General features: G+C 69.7%; 19 protein-coding genes. 8 read left to right on the forward strand and 11 right to left on the reverse strand.

Annotated elements, in window-relative coordinates:
* Window positions 1-75: 75 nt before the first annotated feature.
* The 3 genes from OHB13_RS27050 to OHB13_RS27060 form a co-directional block, all read right to left on the reverse strand.
* Window positions 76-1269, reverse strand: coding sequence for a phospholipase D-like domain-containing protein (locus OHB13_RS27050; protein ID WP_328378792.1), 1194 nt, complete (start codon window positions 1267-1269; stop codon window positions 76-78).
* Between the two features lie 65 nt (window positions 1270-1334).
* On the reverse strand, window positions 1335-1562 hold the full coding sequence (locus OHB13_RS27055) for a DUF397 domain-containing protein (protein ID WP_328378793.1): 228 nt from the start codon (window positions 1560-1562) through the stop codon (window positions 1335-1337).
* Complete coding sequence (locus OHB13_RS27060) at window positions 1562-2383, reverse strand: helix-turn-helix domain-containing protein (RefSeq protein ID WP_328380400.1); 822 nt, start codon at window positions 2381-2383, stop codon at window positions 1562-1564. The genes OHB13_RS27055 and OHB13_RS27060 overlap by 1 nt, the downstream gene beginning before the upstream one ends.
* A 111-nt stretch (window positions 2384-2494) precedes the next feature.
* Between OHB13_RS27060 and OHB13_RS27065 the strand changes: the two genes are divergently transcribed.
* A complete protein-coding gene (locus tag OHB13_RS27065) occupies window positions 2495-2932 on the forward strand; it encodes an ATP-binding protein (RefSeq protein ID WP_328378794.1) in 438 nt (145 codons plus the stop codon).
* A gap of 52 nt (window positions 2933-2984) precedes the next feature.
* Here the strand turns inward: OHB13_RS27065 and OHB13_RS27070 are convergent, their stop codons facing one another.
* Window positions 2985-3191 (reverse strand): 4-oxalocrotonate tautomerase family protein, encoded by a 207-nt coding sequence (locus OHB13_RS27070; protein WP_266852636.1) that lies wholly within the window; start codon window positions 3189-3191, stop codon window positions 2985-2987.
* An 84-nt stretch (window positions 3192-3275) separates the two neighbouring features.
* Window positions 3276-4013, reverse strand: a complete 738-nt coding sequence (locus tag OHB13_RS27075) for an SDR family oxidoreductase (RefSeq protein ID WP_266852634.1) — start codon at window positions 4011-4013, stop codon at window positions 3276-3278.
* A 106-nt stretch (window positions 4014-4119) separates the two neighbouring features.
* Between OHB13_RS27075 and OHB13_RS27080 the strand changes: the two genes are divergently transcribed.
* Window positions 4120-4833 (forward strand): TetR/AcrR family transcriptional regulator, encoded by a 714-nt coding sequence (locus tag OHB13_RS27080; RefSeq protein WP_328378795.1) that lies wholly within the window; start codon window positions 4120-4122, stop codon window positions 4831-4833.
* A 5-nt stretch (window positions 4834-4838) separates the two neighbouring features.
* On the opposite strand, the gene OHB13_RS27085 is transcribed toward OHB13_RS27080, so the two are convergent.
* Window positions 4839-5990, reverse strand: coding sequence for an MFS transporter (locus tag OHB13_RS27085; protein WP_328378796.1), 1152 nt, complete (start codon window positions 5988-5990; stop codon window positions 4839-4841).
* 38 nt (window positions 5991-6028) lie between these two features.
* On the opposite strand from OHB13_RS27085, the gene OHB13_RS27090 reads away from it, so the two are divergent.
* Window positions 6029-6586: a CGNR zinc finger domain-containing protein gene (locus OHB13_RS27090; RefSeq protein WP_328378797.1), complete on the forward strand. Its 558-nt coding sequence runs from the start codon at window positions 6029-6031 to the stop codon at window positions 6584-6586.
* On the opposite strand, the gene OHB13_RS27095 is transcribed toward OHB13_RS27090, so the two are convergent.
* Window positions 6587-7195: a YceI family protein gene (locus tag OHB13_RS27095; protein WP_266852626.1), complete on the reverse strand. Its 609-nt coding sequence runs from the start codon at window positions 7193-7195 to the stop codon at window positions 6587-6589. It abuts the gene before it with no gap.
* A gap of 384 nt (window positions 7196-7579) precedes the next feature.
* On the opposite strand from OHB13_RS27095, the gene OHB13_RS27100 reads away from it, so the two are divergent.
* The 5 genes from OHB13_RS27100 (at window position 7580) to OHB13_RS27120 (ending at window position 16732) form a co-directional block, all read left to right on the forward strand.
* Window positions 7580-8089: a hypothetical protein gene (locus OHB13_RS27100; protein WP_328378798.1), complete on the forward strand. Its 510-nt coding sequence runs from the start codon at window positions 7580-7582 to the stop codon at window positions 8087-8089.
* 111 nt (window positions 8090-8200) lie between these two features.
* Window positions 8201-12058, forward strand: a complete 3858-nt coding sequence (locus OHB13_RS27105) for an endo-alpha-N-acetylgalactosaminidase family protein (protein ID WP_328378799.1) — start codon at window positions 8201-8203, stop codon at window positions 12056-12058.
* A gap of 207 nt (window positions 12059-12265) precedes the next feature.
* Complete coding sequence (locus OHB13_RS27110; protein ID WP_328378800.1) at window positions 12266-14668, forward strand: polysaccharide lyase 8 family protein; 2403 nt, start codon at window positions 12266-12268, stop codon at window positions 14666-14668.
* A 218-nt stretch (window positions 14669-14886) separates the two neighbouring features.
* Window positions 14887-16470 carry an acyl-CoA carboxylase subunit beta gene (locus tag OHB13_RS27115; protein ID WP_266852618.1) on the forward strand — a complete coding sequence of 528 codons (1584 nt, stop codon included), beginning with the start codon at window positions 14887-14889 and terminating at the stop codon, window positions 16468-16470.
* Window positions 16471-16525: 55 nt separating this feature from the next.
* Complete coding sequence (locus OHB13_RS27120) at window positions 16526-16732, forward strand: acyl-CoA carboxylase subunit epsilon (RefSeq protein WP_328378801.1); 207 nt, start codon at window positions 16526-16528, stop codon at window positions 16730-16732.
* A 102-nt stretch (window positions 16733-16834) separates the two neighbouring features.
* Here OHB13_RS27120 and OHB13_RS27125 read toward each other — a convergent pair whose 3' ends face one another.
* The 4 genes from OHB13_RS27125 to OHB13_RS27140 all read right to left on the reverse strand — a co-directional run bounded on the left by OHB13_RS27125 (window position 16835) and on the right by OHB13_RS27140 (window position 21713).
* A complete protein-coding gene (locus OHB13_RS27125) occupies window positions 16835-17416 on the reverse strand; it encodes a GTP-binding protein (protein WP_014048542.1) in 582 nt (193 codons plus the stop codon).
* A complete protein-coding gene (locus tag OHB13_RS27130) occupies window positions 17397-17960 on the reverse strand; it encodes a DUF742 domain-containing protein (protein WP_266852614.1) in 564 nt (187 codons plus the stop codon). The genes OHB13_RS27125 and OHB13_RS27130 overlap by 20 nt, the downstream gene beginning before the upstream one ends.
* An 89-nt stretch (window positions 17961-18049) precedes the next feature.
* On the reverse strand, window positions 18050-18463 hold the full coding sequence (locus OHB13_RS27135; RefSeq protein WP_164260062.1) for a roadblock/LC7 domain-containing protein: 414 nt from the start codon (window positions 18461-18463) through the stop codon (window positions 18050-18052).
* 10 nt (window positions 18464-18473) lie between these two features.
* Complete coding sequence (locus tag OHB13_RS27140) at window positions 18474-21713, reverse strand: sensor histidine kinase (protein WP_328378802.1); 3240 nt, start codon at window positions 21711-21713, stop codon at window positions 18474-18476.
* Window positions 21714-22004: the final 291 nt, after the last annotated feature.

A 22004-nucleotide genomic window follows, 5' to 3' on the forward strand; every position in this document is an offset into this window, starting at 1 on the left:
CCTGTCAGAAGTTGTTCGCCAGGTTCTGTCCGCACTTGGTAACACACTTCGTAACAGAGGCCGGACGGGCCGGACTCAAAGGAAGCGCCGGATGGGGAGCACGGCCGTCTCCCGTACCCGCTCGGACAGCGCACGACGGCTCCAGCGTGTGGCATCGATCGCCTCGCTGCGCTTCAGGTCGGCGTCGAAGTCGGCGTCCAGCGCCTCGGTGAACGTCTCGTCCAGGACCGCGAGCATGACCTCTTCGTCATGTTCGAGGGACCGGCGGTTGAAGTTGGTCGAGCCGATCAGGGACGCGACGTGGTCCACCGTGATGATCTTGGTGTGCAGCATGGTGGGCTGGTACTCGCGGATCTCGACGCCGGCGGCCAGCAGGGCCGCGTAGTGGTGCCGCCCCGCCAACTGGCAGGCGCGCTGGTCGGTGTGCGGCCCCGGCAGCAGGATCTCGACCCGTACGCCACGGCGTGCCGTCGCACGCAGCAGCTCGATGAAGTACGTGTCCGGTGCGAAGTAGGCGGTGGCCAGCCGGAAGCGCTCCTCCGCCGATGTGAGCATCACGCGGATCAGGGTCTGCAGGTCCTGCCAGCCGACGCTGGCCGAGCCGCGCACGACCTGGACAGTGGCGTCGCCTGGCTGCTCGTGCCCCGTGAACCGGTCGCGGTGGTCGAACAGTTCGTCGTGGCACTCCGCCCAGTTCTGCGCGAAGGCGGCGGCGACCCCGTCCACGGCGGGCCCGCGCAGCCGTACGTGGGTGTCGCGCCACTCGGACGAGTCCCTGGCGTCCCCGCACCACTCCTCGGCGATGCCGACACCCCCGGTGAAGGCCGTGTGCTCGTCCACGACGAGAGCCTTGCGGTGGCAACGGTGATTCTGCTTGAAGGGCGAGAGCCGGAGGGGCTTGCGGAACCACGCGACCAGCACCCCGGCCGCGTCCATGGCGTCGAGCAGGTCCTGCTCGATCTCCTTGGCGCCGAAGCCGTCCAGCAGCAGCCGCACCCGGACGCCCGCCCGCGCGCGTTCCGCCAGGGCCGCCGCGAAGTCGTGGGCTATCTGCCCGCGCCAGTACACGAAGGTCATCAGGTCGATGGTGTGCTCGGCGGTACGGACGGCATCCAGCATGGCGGGGAAGATCTCATCGCCGTTGCGCAGCGGGACCAGTTCGTTTCCCTCGGTGGCGGCGATCCCGATCAGCCGCTCCAGCCGTCTTCGCAGCCGCTGCTTGCGCCCCTGGACGTCCGGCGGGGCGGCCTCTGTCGCCTGCTGCTGCACGGGTACCTCCTCGTCGTCGCCGTGCCCTGGTGCACGACGACGAGGAGGAGCGTAAGCGCTACGCGTCAGCGCTCGGCGAGGAAGGCGGCCCAGGCGCGCGGGGCGACGGTCAGGATGGGGCCGTCGGTGACCTTGGAGTCACGGACGTGGATGGCGCGGGGGTGGGCTGCTACTTCTACGCAGTCGCCGCCTTCGCTGCCGCTGTACGTGGACTTGTGCCAGTCGCAGGCGACTTCTACGCAGTTGCCGCCTTCGTCACCGCTGTAGCTGGACTTGAACCAGGTGAGACTCATCACGCTCCTGCCAGATCGTCCAGCAGACTCAGGCTTTCTTCGGGGGTGAGAGCCTGCGAACGCAGCATTCCATACTTCTGTTGATAGATGCTGACCTCATCTGGATCGTCGACCAGGACACTGATGCGCTGGCCTTCGAGGTAGACGAGATGATGGTGCTCGGGGGTCTCCAGCAGAACCATCGGGCCGTCGAGTCCAGCGTGCCGCCCCCGCCGTGTGGGCACGATCTGGAGCCCCGGGAAAGGCAGTTCGGCGCACCGACGTAGGTGTCGCAGCTGCTCGTTCAGAACCGCGCTCCCGCCGAGGGGGCGGGTCAGGATGACCTCTTCGATCAAGTAGTTCATCATGGGTGGCCACGGCCTGCGGTCGAAGATCCGCTGCCGGTCGATTCGCGCGGCGACTCGTTCTTCGACCTGCTCGCTACTGATCGGCGGATACAGGCTGTCGATAACGGCGTGTGCATAGCGCTCGGTCTGGAGCAACCCGGGAATGACCTGGTTCTGGTACGAAAGCAGGGTCAGCGCATCCTCCTCGTAGTCGATGAAGTCCTGTGCGAATGCCGGGAACCGCTCCCGGTCCGGCATCTCCTCCACGCCGACCCCCAGCGCCCCACCCGTATCCAGCGCACGGTCCAGCCGGTCGGCCAGGTCGGGCTGTAGCGGCCGCCGTCCCTGTTCGATGGAGGCGATCGTGTCGACGTGTACGTTCACCTCGTCGGCCAGCTGCGGCTGCGTCAGGCGGGCGCGTTTGCGGAAGTGTCTGAGCTGCGCACCGATCAGGTGCCAGGAGGGGTTCTTCTTGCGCTTGTTCGCCGGGTGCATGGCGTCTGCCTTCCCGCCCGTGGCCGTAAATGACCGGTTTCGCGGCGTACCAGGAATCTGTACGCCTTCACTCACTGGCTCACCCTAGTCACAGTGCGTGACGGTCGGTGCATGAACCAGGAACTCCAACTCCCCTACTTCCGCGAGGCGTTCTACCGGCGGGAGCGCAGGTCCGTCCCCCGGGCCAGGAAGTTCACCGCCGAGGCGCTCGCCGACTGGGGCCCTCCGGTCCGTACGGACGATGTGCTGCTCTGTGTGAGCGAGCTGGCCACCAACGCACTGCTGCACGGTGTCCCACCCGGCCGGGGATTTCGGCTGCATCTGTACTTGGAGCGCGACGGGCTGCTTCATGTGGAGATCCACGACAGCGGTCCGGGCGAGGTACGCGTGCCGGAGGAGTCCACCGAGGCGGAGGGCGGTCGGGGGCTGTTCGTCGTGGCGGCCCTGGCGGACAAGTGGGGCGTGGGGGAACGGAACCCGGGCAAGACGGTGTGGTGCGGGTTTCAGTGCCTGTTTTCCGGCCCGGAATCCGAGCAGAGGGTGACGTGAGGTGCTCGGGCAGCGCGGCGGGCCCGGTGGTGCCCGCCGCGCCGGCAGGCGGTCAGCTCTTGCCGAGCATTTCGGCCGTGAGTACGGTGCCGCCCACGCCCCAGCCCCCGTCGGGGACCTCGTCGATGACCACCAGGGTGGTGGCCCGGGCGCGCTCACCGTAGACATCGGCGTAGGCGTCGGTGACGGCGTCGATGAGCTTCTTCTTCGACTCCTGCGTCAGGGTTTCCGCGGGCACCTTGAGGTTGGCGAAAGGCATGGTGATTCCTGCTCTCCGATGGGGTGTTGGGCAAACGGGAAAAGAGATGTGGTGGCGAAAGGTCCGGAGCGTGGCTGCCGGGCGTCAGATGATCCCGCCGTTGGCGCGCAGGACCTGTCCGTTGACCCAGTGCCCCGAGGGGCCGGCCAGGAAGGCGACGACCTCGGCGATGTCCTCGGGGGTGCCGAGCCGTTCCAGCGGGGGCTGTTTGGCGAGCCGTTCGATCGTGGCTTCGTCCTTGCCCTCGAAGAACAATTCGGTGGCCGTGGGGCCGGGGGCGACGGCGTTGACCGTGATGTCGCGGCCCCTCAGCTCGCGCGCGAGAACAAGCGTCATCGCCTCGACGGCTCCCTTGCTGGCGGCGTAGGCGCCGTACTCGGGGAACTGCAGGCCCACCACCGAGGTGGACAGATTGACGATGGCGCCCCCGGCGCGCACGCGCCGTGCGGCCTCCCTCGCCACGACGAAGGTGCCGCGGATGTTGGTGCGGTACAGGTCGTCCAGGACGGCCAGGTCGAGGTCAGCGATGGGTGACAGGCCCATCCGCCCCGCGGAGTTCACCACGACGTCGACGCCGCCGAACTCCTTCTCCGCCGAGTCGAACGCCGCCGCGACCGCGTTCTCGTCGGCCACGTCGGCCTGCACGGATATCGCCCGGCCTCCGGCGGCGGTGATCGTCTCGACCACCTGGTTCGCGGCGTCGGCCGACCCCGCGAACCCCACGGCGACGGCGTAACCGCGGGAGCCGAGGGTGATCGCTGCCGCCCGGCCGATACCGCGGGAACCACCCGTGACCACGGCGACACGCTGCTGCCCGTTCATGAGCCATCCTTTCCATATCGCTGATATCCCTTTGTGGAATCGACGATATGGCGACGCTAGCACGGCGCCTTTATCGGCGCTAGCCATGTCGCGTATCGTTGATTTCATGGAAGCGGATGCGACGATCCGCGCGGCGATGATCGAAGCCGCGCTGCAGCAACTGGCGGGTTCTTCGGACCACGACGTGGCGACCCGTGCGGTCTGCGAGGCCGTCGGCGTGACGCAGCCGGTCCTCTACCGGCTGTTCGGCGACAAGCGCGGACTGCTCGACGCGGTGGCCGACCACGGCTACGAGCGATACGCCGCGCTCAAAGCGGCCCAGGAGCAGACCGGGGACCCGGTGACCGACCTGCTGGCCGGATGGGACGGTCACATGGCCTTCGCCAGGGAACATCCGGCGCTCTACCAACTGATGTTCACGCCCCGGCCCTGGTCGCACTCCACCGCCCGGCAGCGCGTGTTCGACCTCCTTGTCGCGGCGCTCGTCCGCTGTGCGGCGGTGGGCGCCCTCAGAACCGAACCGCGCACCGCCGCAGAGCTGATCCTGTCCGCGAACGTCGGCATCGCGCTCCACCACATCGCAGCCCCAGCGCTGTTCAGTGACTCCACGGTCTCGCACCTGATGCGCGATGCCATGTTCTCCAGGGTGCTCACCCGGCCGACCGGACACGACGAGGGCGACCCCCTGCACTCGGCGGCTCTGCGTCTGCACGCTCAGCTGGAACTGAACGGCACCGACGCCCTGGAACCCGTGGAGACCGCCCTGCTGCTGCGCTGGCTCGCCCGCATCACCGAGCCGGGCGCCCGCCAAGGCGGCTGAGCGGATCAGAACGAGCTGGCAGCGGCCAGGAGCTGGACCCCGGCCGCTGCCAGCAGTGCGCCGGGCAGCGACCAGGTGGCGAGCGGCCCGGCGATGGCCGCGCCGATGGCGAACCCGGTGAGTTTCAGGCTGGCGCCAGTGGTGAAGATCTGGCCGCGCAACCGGGCGGGCGCCTCCCGGTGCCGGATCGCGAACAGGGCGGTGAGCTGCGGGCCTTCACCGATCCCGGTGAGAACGGCCGACGCGGCGACCGGCACCGGTCGGCCGGTCGCCGCGAGGGCCGGGGCTGCGGCCAGGACCACGGTGCTGAGCCGGACGACCGTGTCGGGGCGCAGCAGCCCCGGGCGGCGGGAGAGCAGGGTGTTCGCGGCCAGGGCGGCTACCGCGGCGACGCCGAGGAGGACCGCGCCCCGGTCGGCGCCGCCGAGCACCCGTTCGCCGAGCGGCGGGGTGCAGGCGAGCAGCGCGCCGCTGCCCACACACGAGACGACGGATGCGGTGGTCGCGCGGGCCAGGGTGGGGGAGCGGGCGATGGCGAGGAATCCGGCGGTGAGGTCGGTGTGGACCCGCCGGCGTGCGGCAGTCCCTTCCGTAACGCTCCGTTCGGGCAGTGCCCAGGCGGCCGGGAGGGCCAGACAGATCAGCGTGGCCGACCCGGCCACACCGCTGGGCGCGCCCGCCGAAGCGGCGGCCGCTGCGGCCAGGGCGGGCCCTGCCAGGCTCGCGAGGTTGAACGTCATCGCGTCGACGGCGTTCGCGCGGGGGAGCGCTCCGGGGGCGACGACGCGCGGGAGCTGGGAGGTCCAGCCGCCCGAGAGCGCCGGTCCGAGCAGTCCGCCGGCCGCCGCGATCAGTACGGTGCAGGCGACCGGGACCCGGCCGAGGCTGAGCAGCAGGGCGCCGAGGGCCATGGCGTACAGCGTGAGGGTGCAGGCCAGCAGGCGGCCGGGCCGCGGCGAACGGTCGAGGAGCACGCCGAACACGGGGCCGCCGACCGCCGCCGAGACCGTGAGACCGGCGAGGACCGCCGATGCGGCCGTGGCGGAACCGGTGGCCGCGAGCCCGGCCAGCAGCAGGGCGGGCCCGGACATCTCGTCCCCGGTACGGGCCGCCACGGCTCCGGTGGTGTAGCGGGCCAGTGAGTAACGCTTCTCCATCACGATCACGTTACGCAGGTAACCGAATCCTGCGCCAGATGCGTTACATTCGCCGGGTGCTCACCCCGAACGAGACCCTGGAGCGGACCGCCGCTCTGATCAACGTCCTGAGCCTGGAGACCGCGACGGCGGGGCAGGTGGCCGATGTGCTGCACACCCACGGCGAAACCGGTGAACTCGCGCTCTCCGCAAGCGATATGGAAGAGCTGCGGTCCGCCGCCCGCGCGCTGCGCGAGGTCTTCGCGGCCGAGGGGGCCGACGCCGCCGCGTCAGCCGTGAACGGGCTGCTGCGACGCAGCACCGGCCGCCTCCGTCTCACCTCGCACGACGGCAGCACGCCCTGGCATCCGCACCTCGACCGCGATGACGACGCGCCGTGGGGCGAGTGGTTCCTCGCCTCGTCCTGTCTGGCGCTGGCCGTCCGCCTCTGGGACCGCCAGCGCCCGCCGGGCGGCGTCTGTGCCTCGACGGGCTGCGGGAACGTCTTCGTCGTGGAGGGCAGTGGTCCTGCCCGCCGGTACTGCTCGCGCCGGTGCGCCACCCGCGAACGGGTCGCGGCGCACCGGCGTGGGCGAGGAGCGGCAACGGGTCCGTGATCAGGCGGACTTGATCGCCGAGATGTCGAAGGCCAGCTTGACCTTGTCGCTGACCATGACGCCACCGGTCTCCAGGGCGGCGTTCCAGGTCAGGCCCCAGTCGGAGCGCAGGATCTCGGTACTGCCCTCGAAGCCGACGCGCTGGTTGCCGTAGACGTCGGTGGCCGAGCCGTTGAACTCCAGGTCGATGGCGAGCGGCTTCGTGACGTCCTTGATGGTCAGGTCGCCGACGATGCGGTACGTGTCGCCGCCGAGCTGCTCGGCGTGCGTGGAGCGGAACGTCATGTGCGGGAACTGCTCGGCGTCGAAGAAGTCGCCGCTGCGCAGGTGGCCGTCGCGGTCCGCGATGCCGGTGTCGATGCTCTCGATCCGGATGTCGATGGCCGCGGTGGACTTCGAGGGGTCGGAGCCGTCCAGGTGCAGCGTGCCCTCGTGCTCGGTGAAGGAGCCGCGCACGTTGGTCACCATGGCGTGGCGCACGGTGAAGCTGATGGCGCTGTGGGCCGGGTCGATGCTGTAGTCGCCGGACAGAGCGGCCAGGGCGGGGTCCACCGGGAGGGTGGCGGTGGTGGCCGGGGCGGTGGGGGACTTGCGGTTGAACAGAGCCATGGCTCCTCCTCGGGTGATGGGTGGTGCGTGATGGGTGGTGCGTGAGCGCGGGAGTGCGTGCACAGGTGGCGTTCGCCAAGGTTGTTTAACCTTCAACGAGATTCACCATAGAGCCATCTGGTTCAAAATTCAACATCTTCGTCAAGAGTGTGCGGCGGGGTGTGCGGATGGGTGCGCGGACGGGCGTGCGGACGAGTGTGCGGGCGGCTTCGCGGACCGGTGTCCGGTGCACGGTGACGGCCCTCTGGCGGACGCGCGTAGAACTGCGGCACTATCTGTCCCGCTCCACCTGCACAGCAGCCCCACGGACAACGCGGACAACGCCGACATCGCACTCCATGCAGTCATCGCAGTCATCGCAGTCATCAGCAGGAGGAATCCCCCATGAAACTCCGCCCGGTTCTCGCCGCGCTCGCGCTCGTCCTCGGTGTCCTCTTCGCGCCCGGCGTCGGCGTCCTCGGAGGTGCCACCGACGCCTTCGCCGCGACGAAGATCAGTCACGCCACGGCCACGTCGATGTTCCGCTCGTCCGGCATCACCTGGTCGTCGTCCGGTGGCTGCTCCGACCGGAACGTCGCCACCTGCACCTCCTTCGACCAGCTCAACCTGGCCACCGCACAGGGCGCCCAGACGCTCAAGGGCGCGCTCGGCTGCGCCATGAACATCACGGGAGGCACCGAGACGGGCCACGCGTCCGGCACGTACTCGCACTGGAACGGCTACAAGCTGGACATCGCCAAGACCACCTGCCTGACCAACTACGTCAAGAACACGTTCACGTACATCGGCCTGCGCGGTGACGGCTACCCGCAGTGGAAGTCCGGCGCGGGCAATGTGTACGCGGACGAGGGCAGCCACTGGGACGTCACGTTCTACAACTGCGGCGGCTGCTGAGGCCGGCCGCCCGGTACCGGCTTGGACTTTCGGGCAGCGGCTGTTGGACTGCCGCTGCCCGCAAGGGCATTGGGCGTTGACCGGTGGCCGGGGCGCGGATACCCAGTGACCATGCCCCGAAGATACAGATCCGTCCGCGCGCTCGTCGCCGCGTCCTCCGCCGTATTCGCCCTGGCCGGGCCCCTCCCGTCCGCCTCTGCCTCCGCCACCGCCGCGCCCGCGACCGGCGCCGTCGGGGGCGAGGCCGTCATCGGCTCGGCCCAGCTCTCGGTCGCCGTCGCCAGGGACTTCCCGCGAGTCGTCTCGTACACCGACCGCGGCACCGGATCGCGGCTGCTCGGCAGCACGCAGCCGGTCACCGCCGTCACCCTCAACGGCAAGGCGTACCCGGTCCAGGTGAAGGGCGCACCCGTGGTCCGGACCTCGTCCGCCGCGTACACCCTCACCTTCGCCGCCCTGCCCGGGATCGAGATCGACGCGAAGCTCTCGGTCTCGGGGCGCGCCACCACGTTCAGGGTGACCGCCGTACGGGACACCGCGGCGTTCCGGGTCGGGACGATCGACATCCCCGGCCACGATCTGGTCTCGGTGGGGTCCGACGACCCGGGAGCCGCCACCGCCTTCACCCGGCTCGACGCGGACTCGACCCGTACCGCCGACGTCTTCGGCAAGGTCACGGCGGACACCGGGGCCGACGCCTCACCGGTCGGGGCGACCTACGCCATCGTCAACACCGGGCAGCTGGCCGCAGCGGTCGAGTCCAACTCCTCGTACGACAAGCCGGCCGGCGCCACCAACGGCGACGCGGCCCGCTTCTGGCACCAGGCGCAGAAGGAGGCCGACGGCAGCGTCCGGGTCGGGGTCTGGTCCGGGCAGTGGACCTACCGTGGCGACGGCGCCGCCAAGCCGGAGAGCGGGAACAACCTGCCCTGGGCGAAGGTCGTCGTCACGCCGGACGCCAACGGCGACAAGGTGGTCGACTGGCAGGACGGCGCCGTCGCGTTCCGCACGATCGGCATCGAGCCCAAGGGCGGGAACGAGACCCCGGACCGGGTGATCACCCACATCCCGTTCAACTTCGCCAGCCAGGCCACCCACCCCTTCCTGCGCACGCTGGACGACGTCAAGCGCATCTCGCTCGCCACCGACGGCCTCGGTCAGCTCGCCCTGCTCAAGGGCTACCAGTCCGAGGGCCACGACTCGGCGCACCCCGACTACGGGGGCAACTACAACACCCGGGCCGGCGGCCTCACCGACCTCAACAAGCTGCTCAAGGACGGCAAGAAGTGGGGCGCCACGTTCGGTGCGCACATCAACGCCACCGAGGCCTACCCGGTCGCCCACCACTTCGACGACAGCCTGGTCGACAAGAGCGCGCAGGGCTGGAACTGGCTGGACCAGAGCTACTACATCGACCAGCGCCACGACATCAACAGCGGCGACCTGACCGACCGGCTCCAGCAGCTGCGGAACGAGACCGACCCCAACCTCTCGCTGCTCTACCTCGACGTCTACTACACGCACGGCTGGATCGCCGACAAGACCGCCGAGGCCGTCCGCCAGCAGGGCTGGAACCTGGCGTCCGAGTGGGCGGACAAGTTCGAGCGGGACACGCTCTGGTCGCACTGGGCCAATGACCTGGATTACGGCGACGCCCACAACAAGGGCCTCAACTCGAAGATCATCCGGTTCATCCGGAACGACGAGAAGGACGTCTGGAACAACGATCCGGTCCTCGGCCAGACCGCCATCCAGGAGTTCGAGGGCTGGACGGGCGAGACCGACTGGACGAAGTTCTACGACACCGTCTGGCAGAAGGACCTCCCCGCCAAATATCTCCAGCACCAGAAGATCACCCGCTGGGACGGCAACGACATCACCTTCACCGGCGGGGTGACCGGCACCGTCAAGGACGGCAGGCGTGCCGTCTACGACCACGGGCGGCAGGTCATCGACGGGAACGACTACCTGATCCCGTGGGACGGCGGCAAGAAGCTCTACCACTACAACAAGACGGGTGGCACGACCAGTTGGCAGGTGCCGGGGAGCGGGACGTACACCGTCTACAAGCTCACCGACAACGGCCGCACCAGGGCCGGCACCGTCAAGCCGGTCAAGGGGCGGATCACCCTGACGGCGGCGGCGGGCCAGCCGTACGTGCTCTACCCGGACCACGCCCCGAAGCAGGCCGATCCCCGCTGGGGACAGGACACCGAGGTCGAGGACCCCGGCTTCAACGACGCGAAGCTGAGCGACTGGCAGCGGACCGGCACCGCCGTACGGGACACCGACGGTCAGGGCCGCAACAGCGCAGCGCTCTCCGGAAGCGGCACGGCGGCCGTCTCCCAGCAGCTCAGGGGCCTCAAGCCCGGGGCCCGCTACTCCGCATCGGCCTGGATCGAGGTGCAGCCCGGCAGGTCGAGACGTACGACGCTCTCGGCGGGCGGCAAGTCGGTGGTGGTCGAGCGGTCGACCGCGAAGAACATGGTCGCCGCATCCGACTGGCACGGCACCTGGTTCCAACGGGCCGCGGTCAACTTCACCGCACCGGAGCACGGCGCCACCACGCTCAGGATCGAGGCCGCGAAGGGCTCGGCGGCCACGGTGCGGCTCGATGACATCCGGGTCGTGGCGAACGCTCCGACGGTCAGGGCGGGGACGGTCGCGTCCGAGGACTTCGAACACGTCGACCAGGGCTGGGGACCCTTCCTCAAGGGCGACGCGGGCGGCGACACCGACCCCCGCACCCACATCGCGCAGAAGCACGCCCCGTACACACAGGCAGGCTGGAACGGGAAGGCCATCGACGACGTCATCGGCAGCGGCCAGTCGCTGAAGTCGCACGAGGAGAACACCGGCCTCGTCTACCGGACCGCGCCGTGGACCGTCCCGATGGCCGAAGGCCACGCGTACCAGGTGCGGTTCGACTACCAGTCGAGCGACGCGGGCGCCTATGCGTGGGTCGACGGCTACGACCGTACGTCGGGCTCCGGCGCCGCATCGGTGGAGACCCGGAGCACCCCCATCGGCAGACAGCGGACCACCGGGCACTTCAGCGAGCAGCTCACGGCCGGCTGCGGGGACACCTTCACCGGGCTGCGCAAGTCCGAAGGGGCACCCGACGGCGCCGACTTCGTGCTCGACAACTTCACGGTGACCGACCTGGGCCCGGCAACCGGACAGGCCGCCTGCGGCACGCTCTCCGTCGACCCGGCCGACCAGACCCTGGAACCGGGTGCGAAGAACAAGGTCTCGGCCACCTTCACCAACTACGAGGCGACCGCGGCGACCGGTGTCTCGGTGAGCCTGGACCTTCCCGACGGCTGGCAGGCCGAGCCCGCGGGGCCGGTCACCTTCGACAGCGTCGCCCCGGGCGCCGAGGCCACCGGCACCTGGCAGGTCACCCCGCCGGCCGACGCGGCGTACCAGCCCTACGAGCTGCGCTCCACCGGCTCGTACACGGTCGGCGGCAGCACCCGGAAGCTGACCGCGTCCGCCTCGGTCCGCACGCTCCCGCCGCCGCCCACCGAGGACCGCTACGCCAGCGATCTCGACTGGACGTCCATGGAGAACGGCTGGGGACCGGCCGAGAAGGACATGGACAACGGCGAGACGGCGGCGGGCGACGGCACACCGCTGACCATCGGCGGCACGGTGTACGCCAAGGGGCTCGGCACCGCGTCGCCCGGCACCATCCGCTACTACCTGGGCGGCCGGTGCACGTCCTTCACCGCGCAGGCGGGTCTCGACAGTTCGCAGGGGACGCGCGGCAGCGTGCAGTTCAGCGTGGTCGCCGACGGCACCGAGAAGGTCAAGTCGCCGGTGCTCAAGGGGGCCGACGGCGCCTGGTCGCTGACGGCCGATGTGACCGGAGCGAAGTACGTCGACCTCGTCACGGGTGACGGCGGCGACGGGCCCGGCAACGATCACGCGGACTGGGGCGACGCCCGCTTCCACTGCGGCGGCTGACGGGCCGGTCGGGGGGCCGGTCGAGGGAGGTGGGAAGGGCCGGCCGACGGCCGGTGGAAGGCTGACCGAGAAAGCGCTTGCTCCCGGTTCAAGGTGATCCGGGAGCAAGCGCTTTCTGTTCATGTTGTCCAGACCATTGCCCGGCCGTTGAGGCCCTGCTACACCAGCGGCTAGCAGATCCACGCCCCCTGTCTCCGGGAGTCTCCTGTGCCCTCGCTGCCCCCCTGGTCCCGTCGCGCCTTCCTCGCCACCGCGGGCGCCGGAGCGCTCACGCTGACCGCCGTGCCGTACGCGAACGCGGCCCCGTCCGCCGCGTCCGCGCCGTCGACTGCCGGAACGGCCACGGCTGCGGACGCGGGCTCCGACGACGAGTTCGCGACGCTGCGCGGCCGCTGGCTGGATCTGGCGCTCGGTACCGGTTACGACGCGACCGCGGAGCCGTACGCGTCCCAGCTCAAGGCGACCGGCCAACTCGCCACGCAGTTCCGGGCGTCGATGGCCCCGGCGGACAAGTCCCTCTGGGCGGACTACCCGTTCGACCCGCCGGCCGGCATCACCCAGAGCTACACCCGGCTGTGGACGATGGCCGAGGCGTACCTCCAGGACGGCACCGGGCTCACCGGCGACGCCGGGCTGCTCGCCGATGTGATCACCGGCATCGACCACCTCTCCGCGAAGATCTACAACCCCACGACGACGGTCTACGGCAACTGGTGGGAGTGGCAGATCGGCAGCCCCCGGCTGCTGATGGACCTGGTGGCCGCCCTCTACGGCCACCTCACCGACAGCCAGATCCAGGCCGCCTGCGCGGCCGTCGACCACTTCATCCCCGACTCGGTGCTCGCCGACTACTCCGGCACATCGACCGGCGCCAACCGGGTCGACCTCTGCCGCTCGGTCACCATGCGCGGCGTGAACGGCCGCTCCCCGGAGAAGATCGCGCTGGCCCGCGACGCGCTCTCGCCCGTCTTCCCGTACGTCACCAAGAGCGACGGGCTCTACCCCGACGGCTCGTTCCTCCAGCACACGTCGATCGCCTACTCGGGCACCTACGGCCAGGTCATGCTGGACGGCCTCGGCCGGCTCTTCACCCTGCTCGCGGGCTCCACCTGGGACGTCACCGACCCCAACCGGCAGATCATCCTGGACAGCGTCGAGCACGCCTACGCGCCCATCATCTACAACGGCCTGGCCATGGACAGCGTCAACGGGCGTGCGGTCAGCCGCGGTTACCTCGCCAGCGACGACCAGCACGTGATGCGCAGCGACCACTTCCACGGGAAGGGGCTGATCGCCGCCATAGCGGTCATGGCGGGCGGTGCGTCCGATGCCGAGCGGCTGCGCTGGCAGGGGATGGTCAAGGGCTGGATCGAGCGGGACACCACGACCCCGATCCTCACCGCGACGCAGTTCGGCGTCGCCGACCTCTCCCGGCTGCACGCGGTCGCCGCCGCCCCGGTGGCGGCGGCCCCGGAACCGGTCGCCCACAACCTCTTCGCCTCCATGGACCGCGCGGTGCACCGCCGCCCCGGCTGGGCGGCGAACATCTCGATGTCCTCCGAGCGGATCTCGTACTACGAGTGCGGCAACGGCGAGAACCTGCACGGCTGGCACACCGGCGCCGGAATGCTCTACTGGTGGCCGGGCAAGCAGGCGAACGACCACTACACCGACTGGTTCTGGCCGACCGTCGACCCGTACCGGATGCCCGGAACCACCGTGTCGACCAAGCGGCTTGCCGATGAGGCGGGCGGCGAGTGGGGCGCCGCCAAGCCGGCCGTCCAGTGGGTGGGCGGAGCGAGCGACGGCGAGTTCGCGGCCGTCGGCCAGCAGGTGAAGGGGCTGCTCTCCACCCTCCAGGCCCACAAGTCCTGGTTCTGCGTCGCCGACACGGTGATCTGCCTGGGTGCGGGGATCACCGCGACCGACGGCGTCCCGGTCGAGACGGTGGTCGACAACCGCAACCTCGGAGCCGACGGCAAGGCCGCGTTCACGCTGGACGACCGCGGCCGGCCGCGCTGGGCCCACCTCGCGGGCCACGGCGGATGGGTCTTCCCCGGTGGCACGGACGCGCTGCACACCCTGCGCGAGGCACGCACCGGGGCGTGGCACGACATCAACACCACCAGCTCGACCGAGCGGCAGACCCGCACCTTCCAGACCCTCTGGCTCGACCACGGCACGGACCCGGTGGACGCCTCGTACGCGTATCTGCTGATGCCCGGCGCCTCGCCCCGCACGCTCGCGGCCCGCGCGGCCGACCGCGGCTGGCTGGAGGTACTGACCAATACGGCGGCACAGCAGGGCGTCGCCGTACGCTCACTCGGGCTGACCGCGGTGAACTTCTGGCAGCCCGGTACGGTGGGGCAGCTCACCGCCGCGGCTCCGGCGAGCGTGCTGGTGCGGCGCAAGCGGCGCACCGCCACCCTGCACATCAGCGAGCCGCCGCGGACCGGGAAGCCGGTGGAGATCGTCTGGAAGCAGCCGGTACGCCGGGTGACCAGCGCGGACCCCTCCGTGCAGGTGGTCTCGACCGGCCGGTCGCTGCGGCTGCGGGTCACCCCGGGCACGGCGGGCGCGACGCACGCCTGCGAGGTCGTCCTCGGCTGACCGGGCACCGGACGGCCCGGCCGCGCTCGCGTCCCCGTCCTGGCACCGCTCCCGGAGCTTGTCCGAGCTCTTGTGGGAACTCCACAATCCGGAGTGGTCCTGGACTGGCACTTCGCCTGCGCCGCCGGGCTCTTCTGTCCAGGGCGGCCAGGAAACTGGTCCGGAGACTGTGCGAAGTGCACTGCGCGTTTTCTTGGCGCAGTTCGTAGGGTCGGAACATGACCGTTTTGGACGAGACCGCGGGCCGGCCCACCGACGCACGTGGCCGGGTGGCGGAGCTGCTGGCCCTGCGCGAGCAGGCCAGGCGCGGGCCCAGTGAGCGAGCGACCGAGGCCCAGCACACGAAGGGCAAGCTGACCGCGCGCGAGCGCATCGAGCTGCTGGTGGACCCGGGATCGTTCAAGGAGGTCGAGCAGCTGCGCCGGCACCGGGCGACCGGCTTCGGCCTGGAGGCGAAGAAGCCGTACACCGATGGTGTCATCACCGGGTGGGGCACGGTCGAGGGCCGCACGGTCTTCGTCTACGCGCACGACTTCCGGATCTTCGGCGGGGCGCTGGGCGAGGCCCACGCCACGAAGATCCACAAGATCATGGACATGGCCATCTCGGCGGGTGCGCCGCTGGTCTCCCTGAACGACGGCGCCGGCGCCCGTATCCAGGAGGGCGTCAGCGCTCTCGCGGGGTACGGTGGGATCTTCCAGCGCAACACGCGTGCGTCGGGCGTGATCCCGCAGATCAGTGTGATGCTCGGCCCGTGCGCCGGCGGCGCCGCCTACAGCCCCGCGCTCACGGACTTCGTGTTCATGGTGCGTGAGACATCGCAGATGTTCATCACAGGACCGGACGTGGTCCGCGCGGTGACGGGCGAGGAGATCACCCAGAACGGCCTCGGTGGCGCCGATGTGCACGCCGAGACGTCCGGCGTCGCGCACTTCGCGTACGACGACGAGGAGACCTGCATCGCGGAGGTCCGCTACCTCATCTCGATGCTGCCGTCGAACAACCGGGAGAACCCGCCCTCGCACCCCAGCGAGGACCCGGCGGACCGCCGATCCGAGAAGCTGCTCGACCTCGTACCGGCGGACGGCAACCGCCCCTACGACATGCACCAGGTCATCGAGGAGCTGGTCGACGACGGCGACTTCCTGGAGATCCACGAGCGCTGGGCGCGGAACATCATCTGCGCGCTCGCCCGGATGGACGGCCAGGTCGTGGGCATCGTGGCGAACCAGCCGCAGGCCCTGGCGGGTGTCCTGGACATCGAGGCGTCCGAGAAGGCGGCCCGTTTCGTCCAGATGTGCGACGCGTTCAACATCCCGATCATCACCCTCCTGGACGTACCCGGCTTCCTGCCCGGCGTGGACCAGGAGCACGGCGGGATCATCCGCCACGGCGCGAAGCTGCTGTACGCGTACTGCAACGCCACCGTCCCGCGGATCTCGCTGATCCTGCGCAAGGCGTACGGGGGCGCGTACATCGTCATGGACTCCCAGTCCATCGGCGCCGACCTCACCTACGCCTGGCCGACGAACGAGATCGCTGTGATGGGTGCCGAGGGCGCCGCCAACGTGATCTTCCGCAAGCAGATCGCCGAAGCCGAGGACCCCGACGCCATGCGCGCCCGGATGGTCAAGGAGTACAAGGCCGAGCTGATGCACCCGTACTACGCGGCCGAGCGCGGGCTCGTGGACGACGTCATCGACCCGGCCGAGACCCGCGAGGTCCTCATCGCGTCGCTCGCGATGCTGCGCACGAAGCACGCCGACCTGCCCTCGCGCAAGCACGGCAACCCGCCGCAGTAAGCCACCGAGCCACAGCCACAGCCACAGCACGTATGTCCCAGTAAGGGGAAAGACCTTGAGTACTCCCACCGCCGCCGCATCGCTGCTCCGCGTCGAGAAGGGCCACGCGGACCCGGAGGAGCTGGCCGCGATCACCGCGATCCTGCTGGCCCGCGCAGGCAACCGGCCCGAGGCCCCGGCGCACACGCCCCGCAGCACGGCCGGCTGGCGCCGCCTGGAGCGCACCCCGGGCTTCCGGGCCCCGCACTCCTGGCAGGGCTGAGCCGGGCCGGTCTCCGGCCCGACCGCACAGACAGCAGACGAAAGGCGCCCGCACCCTCTCCGGAGGGTGCGGGCGCCTTTCGCTGTACGGCCTGGGGCCCCGCTAACGCAGGCGTGCCATCAGTGCGTGCTCGACGAGTGTGATCAGCGCGCTCTTTGCATCTGCGCGGTGTCGTGCGTCGGTGGTGAGGATGGGGGTGTCGGGGCCGATCTGGAGGGCTTCGCGTACTTCGTCGGGGGTGTAGGGCTGGTGTCCGTCGAAGCCGTTGAGGGCGATGACGAAGGGGAGTCCCGAGTTCTCGAAGTAGTCCACCGCGGGGAAGCAGTCGGCGAGGCGGCGGGTGTCGACGAGTACGACGGCGCCGATGGCGCCGCGTACGAGGTCGTCCCACATGAACCAGAAGCGGTCCTGTCCCGGTGTGCCGAACAGGTAGAGGATCAGGTCCTGGTCGAGGGTGATGCGTCCGAAGTCCATGGCCACCGTGGTGGTGGTCTTGTCCCCGGTGTGTGTGAGGTCGTCGATGCCCGCGGACGCGGACGTCATGACTGCCTCGGTACGCAGCGGGTTGATCTCCGAGACGGCGCCGACGAACGTGGTCTTGCCCACGCCGAAGCCCCCTGCCACCACGATCTTCGCGGAGGTAGTGGAGCGGGCTGCACCGCCGCTAGAGCTTGCGAAGTCCACTGAGCACCCTTTCGAGCAGTGTCACGTCTGGCTGGCCGCCGACGGCATCGTCGCCGCCGGGCTGATGGATGGCGACAAGCCCGGCCTCCGCCAGATCGGCGACGAGGATCCGGGCGACGCCGAGAGGAATCGTAAGAAGTGCCGAGATCTCGGCAACAGACTTGATCTCGACACAGAGCCGGCAGATCCGCTGGTGCTCGGGCAACTGCCCTTGCAGCTGCGACGGTTCTGCCGTGGTGCTGACCAGTGCCTCGATGGCGAGCTGGTAACGCGGCCGGGTCCGGCCGCCGGTCATGGCGTACGGGCGCACCAGGGGATTGCGGTCCTGAGCCGGAGCCGGGTCGGGCTGCTGGTGCGGTGTCCAGTGCGGCTGCACCGGCTGGATGCGCGGCGGCTGGTCGTACGGCGACGGGGGCTCCGGCTGCTGGTACGGCTGCCTGCCGTGTCTGCCCGGCGTGGAGGGAAAGTCGAAACGGTTCTGGTCGAACTCGCCCGGAACCCGCTGCTCACCGTAGTAAGGGTGACCGCCTGGGGGTGTTGCCACGTTTCCTCCTCCAACTGCCCGTCGCTGTTCCTGTGGGGCTGCGCCACCGCACCTTATGGCGCGGTGGCGAGAAACGCACTGTCTGTTTGCTAGTTGAGAAGACTGCCCTGCAGTTCGGCGCGGAGATCCGGGGTCAGAACACTGCCCGCGCGGTCCACCAGAAGGGCCATCTCGTAACCCACCAGGCCGATATCGGCCTCGGGGTGAGCGAGAACGGCCAGTGAGGAACCGTCCGAGACGGACATGATGAAGAGGAAGCCGCGCTCCATCTCCACGACGGTCTGGTTGACATGACCGCCCTCGAAGATCCGGGACGCCCCCGCGGTGAGCGAGGTCAACCCGGAAGCTACGGCCGCCAACTGGTCGGCACGGTCACGCGGGAACCCCTCGGACATCGCAAGAAGGAGTCCGTCGGCGGAGACCACCACGGTGTGGGACACCCCGGGGGTGTTGTCCACGAAGTTGGTGATCAACCAGTTCAGGTTCTGCGCCGCCTGGCTCATCGGGCTCACACTAACGCTCCTGGTTGTAGGTGCTGTCAGGACCGCCGTGGTGATTCCCGGTGGCCTGACCGTTCGTGTCACTACCTTCGTTGCGCCCCCGCAGGACCCCGCGGCGCAGGTTGCTCAACCTGCCCCGGACGTCCTCGGGCGCGCGGGAGACCTGGGGGCCGCCCTGTGGGGTCTCTTCAGCCTTGCCCTCGACCAGGTTGGCCTTGGGCACCCGCCGGGGGAGACCGGAGGGGGTGACCCCTCCCGCCTTCGGCTCGCGCAGCTTGTCCGCCCGCTGCCAGCGCTCGTCGTTCGACGACCGCCAGCCGTCCGGACGGCTGCTCTCCCCGCTCTCTTCCCCGTCGTTCCGCTCCTCAGGATTCTGCTGACCGGCCTGGGGGTGACCGGGGTTCTGCTGACCGGGCTGGTGTGCTCCGGGGTCCGGCTTCGGGGCCTGCTGACCGCCACGGCGGGGAAGGCCGGCGTCGGTCAGTTCGTGGGAGGTGCTCGGAGACGGTCCCGGACGGTCGAAGCCTACGCGTTCGGGAGCGGCTGCGGGAGCGCCCTGTACAGATTCCGCCTCCGGCTGGTAAGCCGACCGAAAACCGTCCTGGTACGTGGCCTGACCAGCCCAGTCGTCCTGATGGGCCTGCGGCTCGAACGCGCTGTCGTACGGCTGCTGCCGGCCGTCGGACACCGGGTGGCCGGAGTCCGGGTATGCCCCGTTCCGGTAGCCGTCGGGAGCCGCGTAACCGCTCTGGTCGTACGGCGCCTGCTGCGGCTCCTGGCCGTACTGCGCAGAGGAGTTGCCCTGCTGCGCCTGCTGCGCGTAACCGTTGCCGTGCTGCGCGTGCTGCCCGCCCTGCCCGTACTGCTGCTCCGGCTGCGGAGCCTCGTCGCGGAACAGCGGCCTGCCGGACCCGTCGTGCGTGCCGTCCAGCGCCGCCCGGCGCTCCTCGCGCATCAGCGAGCGGTTGACCGGGTCGAGGCGGCGCGGTTCGCTGTCGCCGTAACGGGTGTCGTCGAAGCCGAGTTCGGCGGCCGTCCGCTGCGCGGCCTGCGGGAACGACTGCTGCTCCCGCGGCTGCTGCTCCGGAATGATCGACGAGACGCTGAAGTCGTCCGCGGGCAGCTGCTCGCCGCCACCGCCGTGCGTGATGGCGTCCGGGAGCATGACCAGCGACGTGGTGCCCGCCTGCTCGCCCGAGGGGCGCAGCTGCACCCGTACACCGTGCCGGTCGGCGAGGCGGCCGACCACGAACAGCCCCATGCGCTGCGAGATCGCCGCGTCCACGGTCGGCGGGTTGGCCAGCTTGTGGTTGATGTCCGCGAAGTCCTCGGCGGTGAGACCGATGCCCTTGTCGTGGATCTCGATCATCACCCGGCCGTCCGGCAGCCGGGTCGCCGTGACGCGCACCCTGGTCTGCGGCGAGGAGAAGGTGGTGGCGTTCTCCAGCAGCTCGGCGAGCAGATGCACCAGGTCGGTGACGGACTGCCCGTGGATCTCGGTCTCCGGGACCCCGGTCAGCTCGATGCGCTCGTACGACTCGACCTCGGACGAGGCGGCCCTGAGCACATCGACCAGCGGGACAGGCTGGTTCCAGCGGCGCCCCGGCTCCTCGCCCGCCAGCACGAGCAGGTTCTCGCCGTTGCGGCGCATCCGGGTCGCGAGGTGGTCGAGCTTGAAGAGGCTCTCCAGCTGCTCGGGCTCGGCCTCGTTGTTCTCCAGGTCGGTGATCAGCGTCAGCTGGCCCTCGATGAGCGACTGATTGCGGCGCGAGAGGTTGGTGAAGATCGCGTTGACGTTGCCCCGGAGCATGGCCTGCTCCGACGCGAGCCTCACCGCCTCGCGGTGCACCTGGTCGAAGGCGCGGGCGACCTCGCCGATCTCGTCCTGGGTGTGGATCGGAATGGGCTCGACCCGGGTGTCCACCCGGCCCGGCTCCGTACGCGAGAGCTGGTCGACGAGCATCGGCAGCCGCTGCTCGGCCACGCCGAAGGCGGCGGTGCGCAGGCGCCGCATCGCCCTGCTCATCTGGCGCGCCATCATCCCGGCCAGGATGAAGGCGATCAGCAGGGCGACCAGGACGACGGCGCCGTTGGTGATGGCGTCGTTCTTCGCGTTGTGCGAGATCGTCGCCGCGTCGCCGACCGCGTTCTCGACCAGGTTCTTCTCGACCGTGCTGTAACCGTCGAACCTGGTCCCCGCCGCGATCGCCCAGGACTCGGAGTCGATGCCCTTCGCCTTCAGCGCCGCGGGAGTCCGGCCCTTGCCGATCTCGGACGCGATGCCGTCGAACATGGACCCGCCCTTGACCGGCGGGTTCACATAGCGCTTCTTCTCGCTCTTGGCCGCCGCCCTGTCCCGGGAGACGTAGTTCTTGGCACTGACGGCCTGAGCGGCCATCTCCGACTTCAGCGCGGCGGCATCCTCCTCGGTGCCGCCGGACACGTACTCCTGGAGGGCGATCTGCTCCAGATAGTTGTACGAGTTGAAGGCGACGACCTGGGCCTGGAAGGTCGCGGGGTCCTGGCTCGGGCGCACCAGCAGATGCGTACCGATGGAACGCTGAAGCGATTCTGCTGCCTGGGCCAGCTGGATCGCGTAGACCGTGCGGCCGTAGCTGTTGATGTTGCCGGTGCCGAGGCCGAGTTCATTGGAGAACTCCATCAGCGAGTGCTGGACCTTGACGTAGCCCTCTTCGGTCTTCACCGGGTCCATCGCCGCGGTGTAAGCGGTCTTGCGCAGCGTGGCGAGGGAGGGCTCCTCGGCGCGGAAGAGCTGGAGGCGGCGCTGGAGCTCCTTGGTCTTCGGGAGCTTCTTCACCGCGGTGTCGAAGGCCTTGGCGGCCTCGTCGGTGCGGCTGTAGGCGCGCTTGACGTTGAAGTTGTCGCGTTGGCTGGACAGCAGCGGCTCCGCGCTGTTGTCACGCTCTTCGAGCAGCGCCTCGCTGTACGCAGAAGCGGCCCCCACGACGAGAGCGACCTGCTCGGCGTCGCGCGCGCCGTTCCAGGTGGTGATCGAGCTCTTGACCTGGAACCCGCCCATGACGAGGCCCACGATCACGGGAATCAGCAGAATGGCGTTGAGCTTGGTGGGCACACGCCAGTTGCGCGGCGCCAGCCGGCTGCCGCTCGCGCCGGTGTCACCGCCCCCGGCCGCTGCTCCGGACCGGCCGGCAGGAGACGTCGCCGACTGCGGCGGCGGTGTGAAGTTCCCCCGCGCCTGCTCCGCCGCGGAGCTCTTCCTGCTTCGCCTCACTCGACCAACAACCTCTCGGCGTCGGCACCTGCGCTGTGCCGTCCATCATTCAGTGCCGTGCTCGGACCAGCCGTCGAACGGTGGCCCTACTCGGGAGTTCGCCGAATTCCAGCACGTCGGGCGGCGTGGCTCCAAACAGCTGGAACCCGCCGCTCCGAGTGGCGTATGCCTCAGATAAAACGGTCAAAAAGAGCGAGCCGCGCCAAAAGCGGGGGCTGATGTGAGCAGAGCGGCACCATGCGGATGCAACGGGTGTCCGCCGAGAATGAATTCTCTGTCGAAACGTTATGA

It is taken from the genome of Streptomyces sp. NBC_00440, assembly GCF_036014215.1.
In the GTDB taxonomy this organism is placed as follows: domain Bacteria; phylum Actinomycetota; class Actinomycetes; order Streptomycetales; family Streptomycetaceae; genus Streptomyces.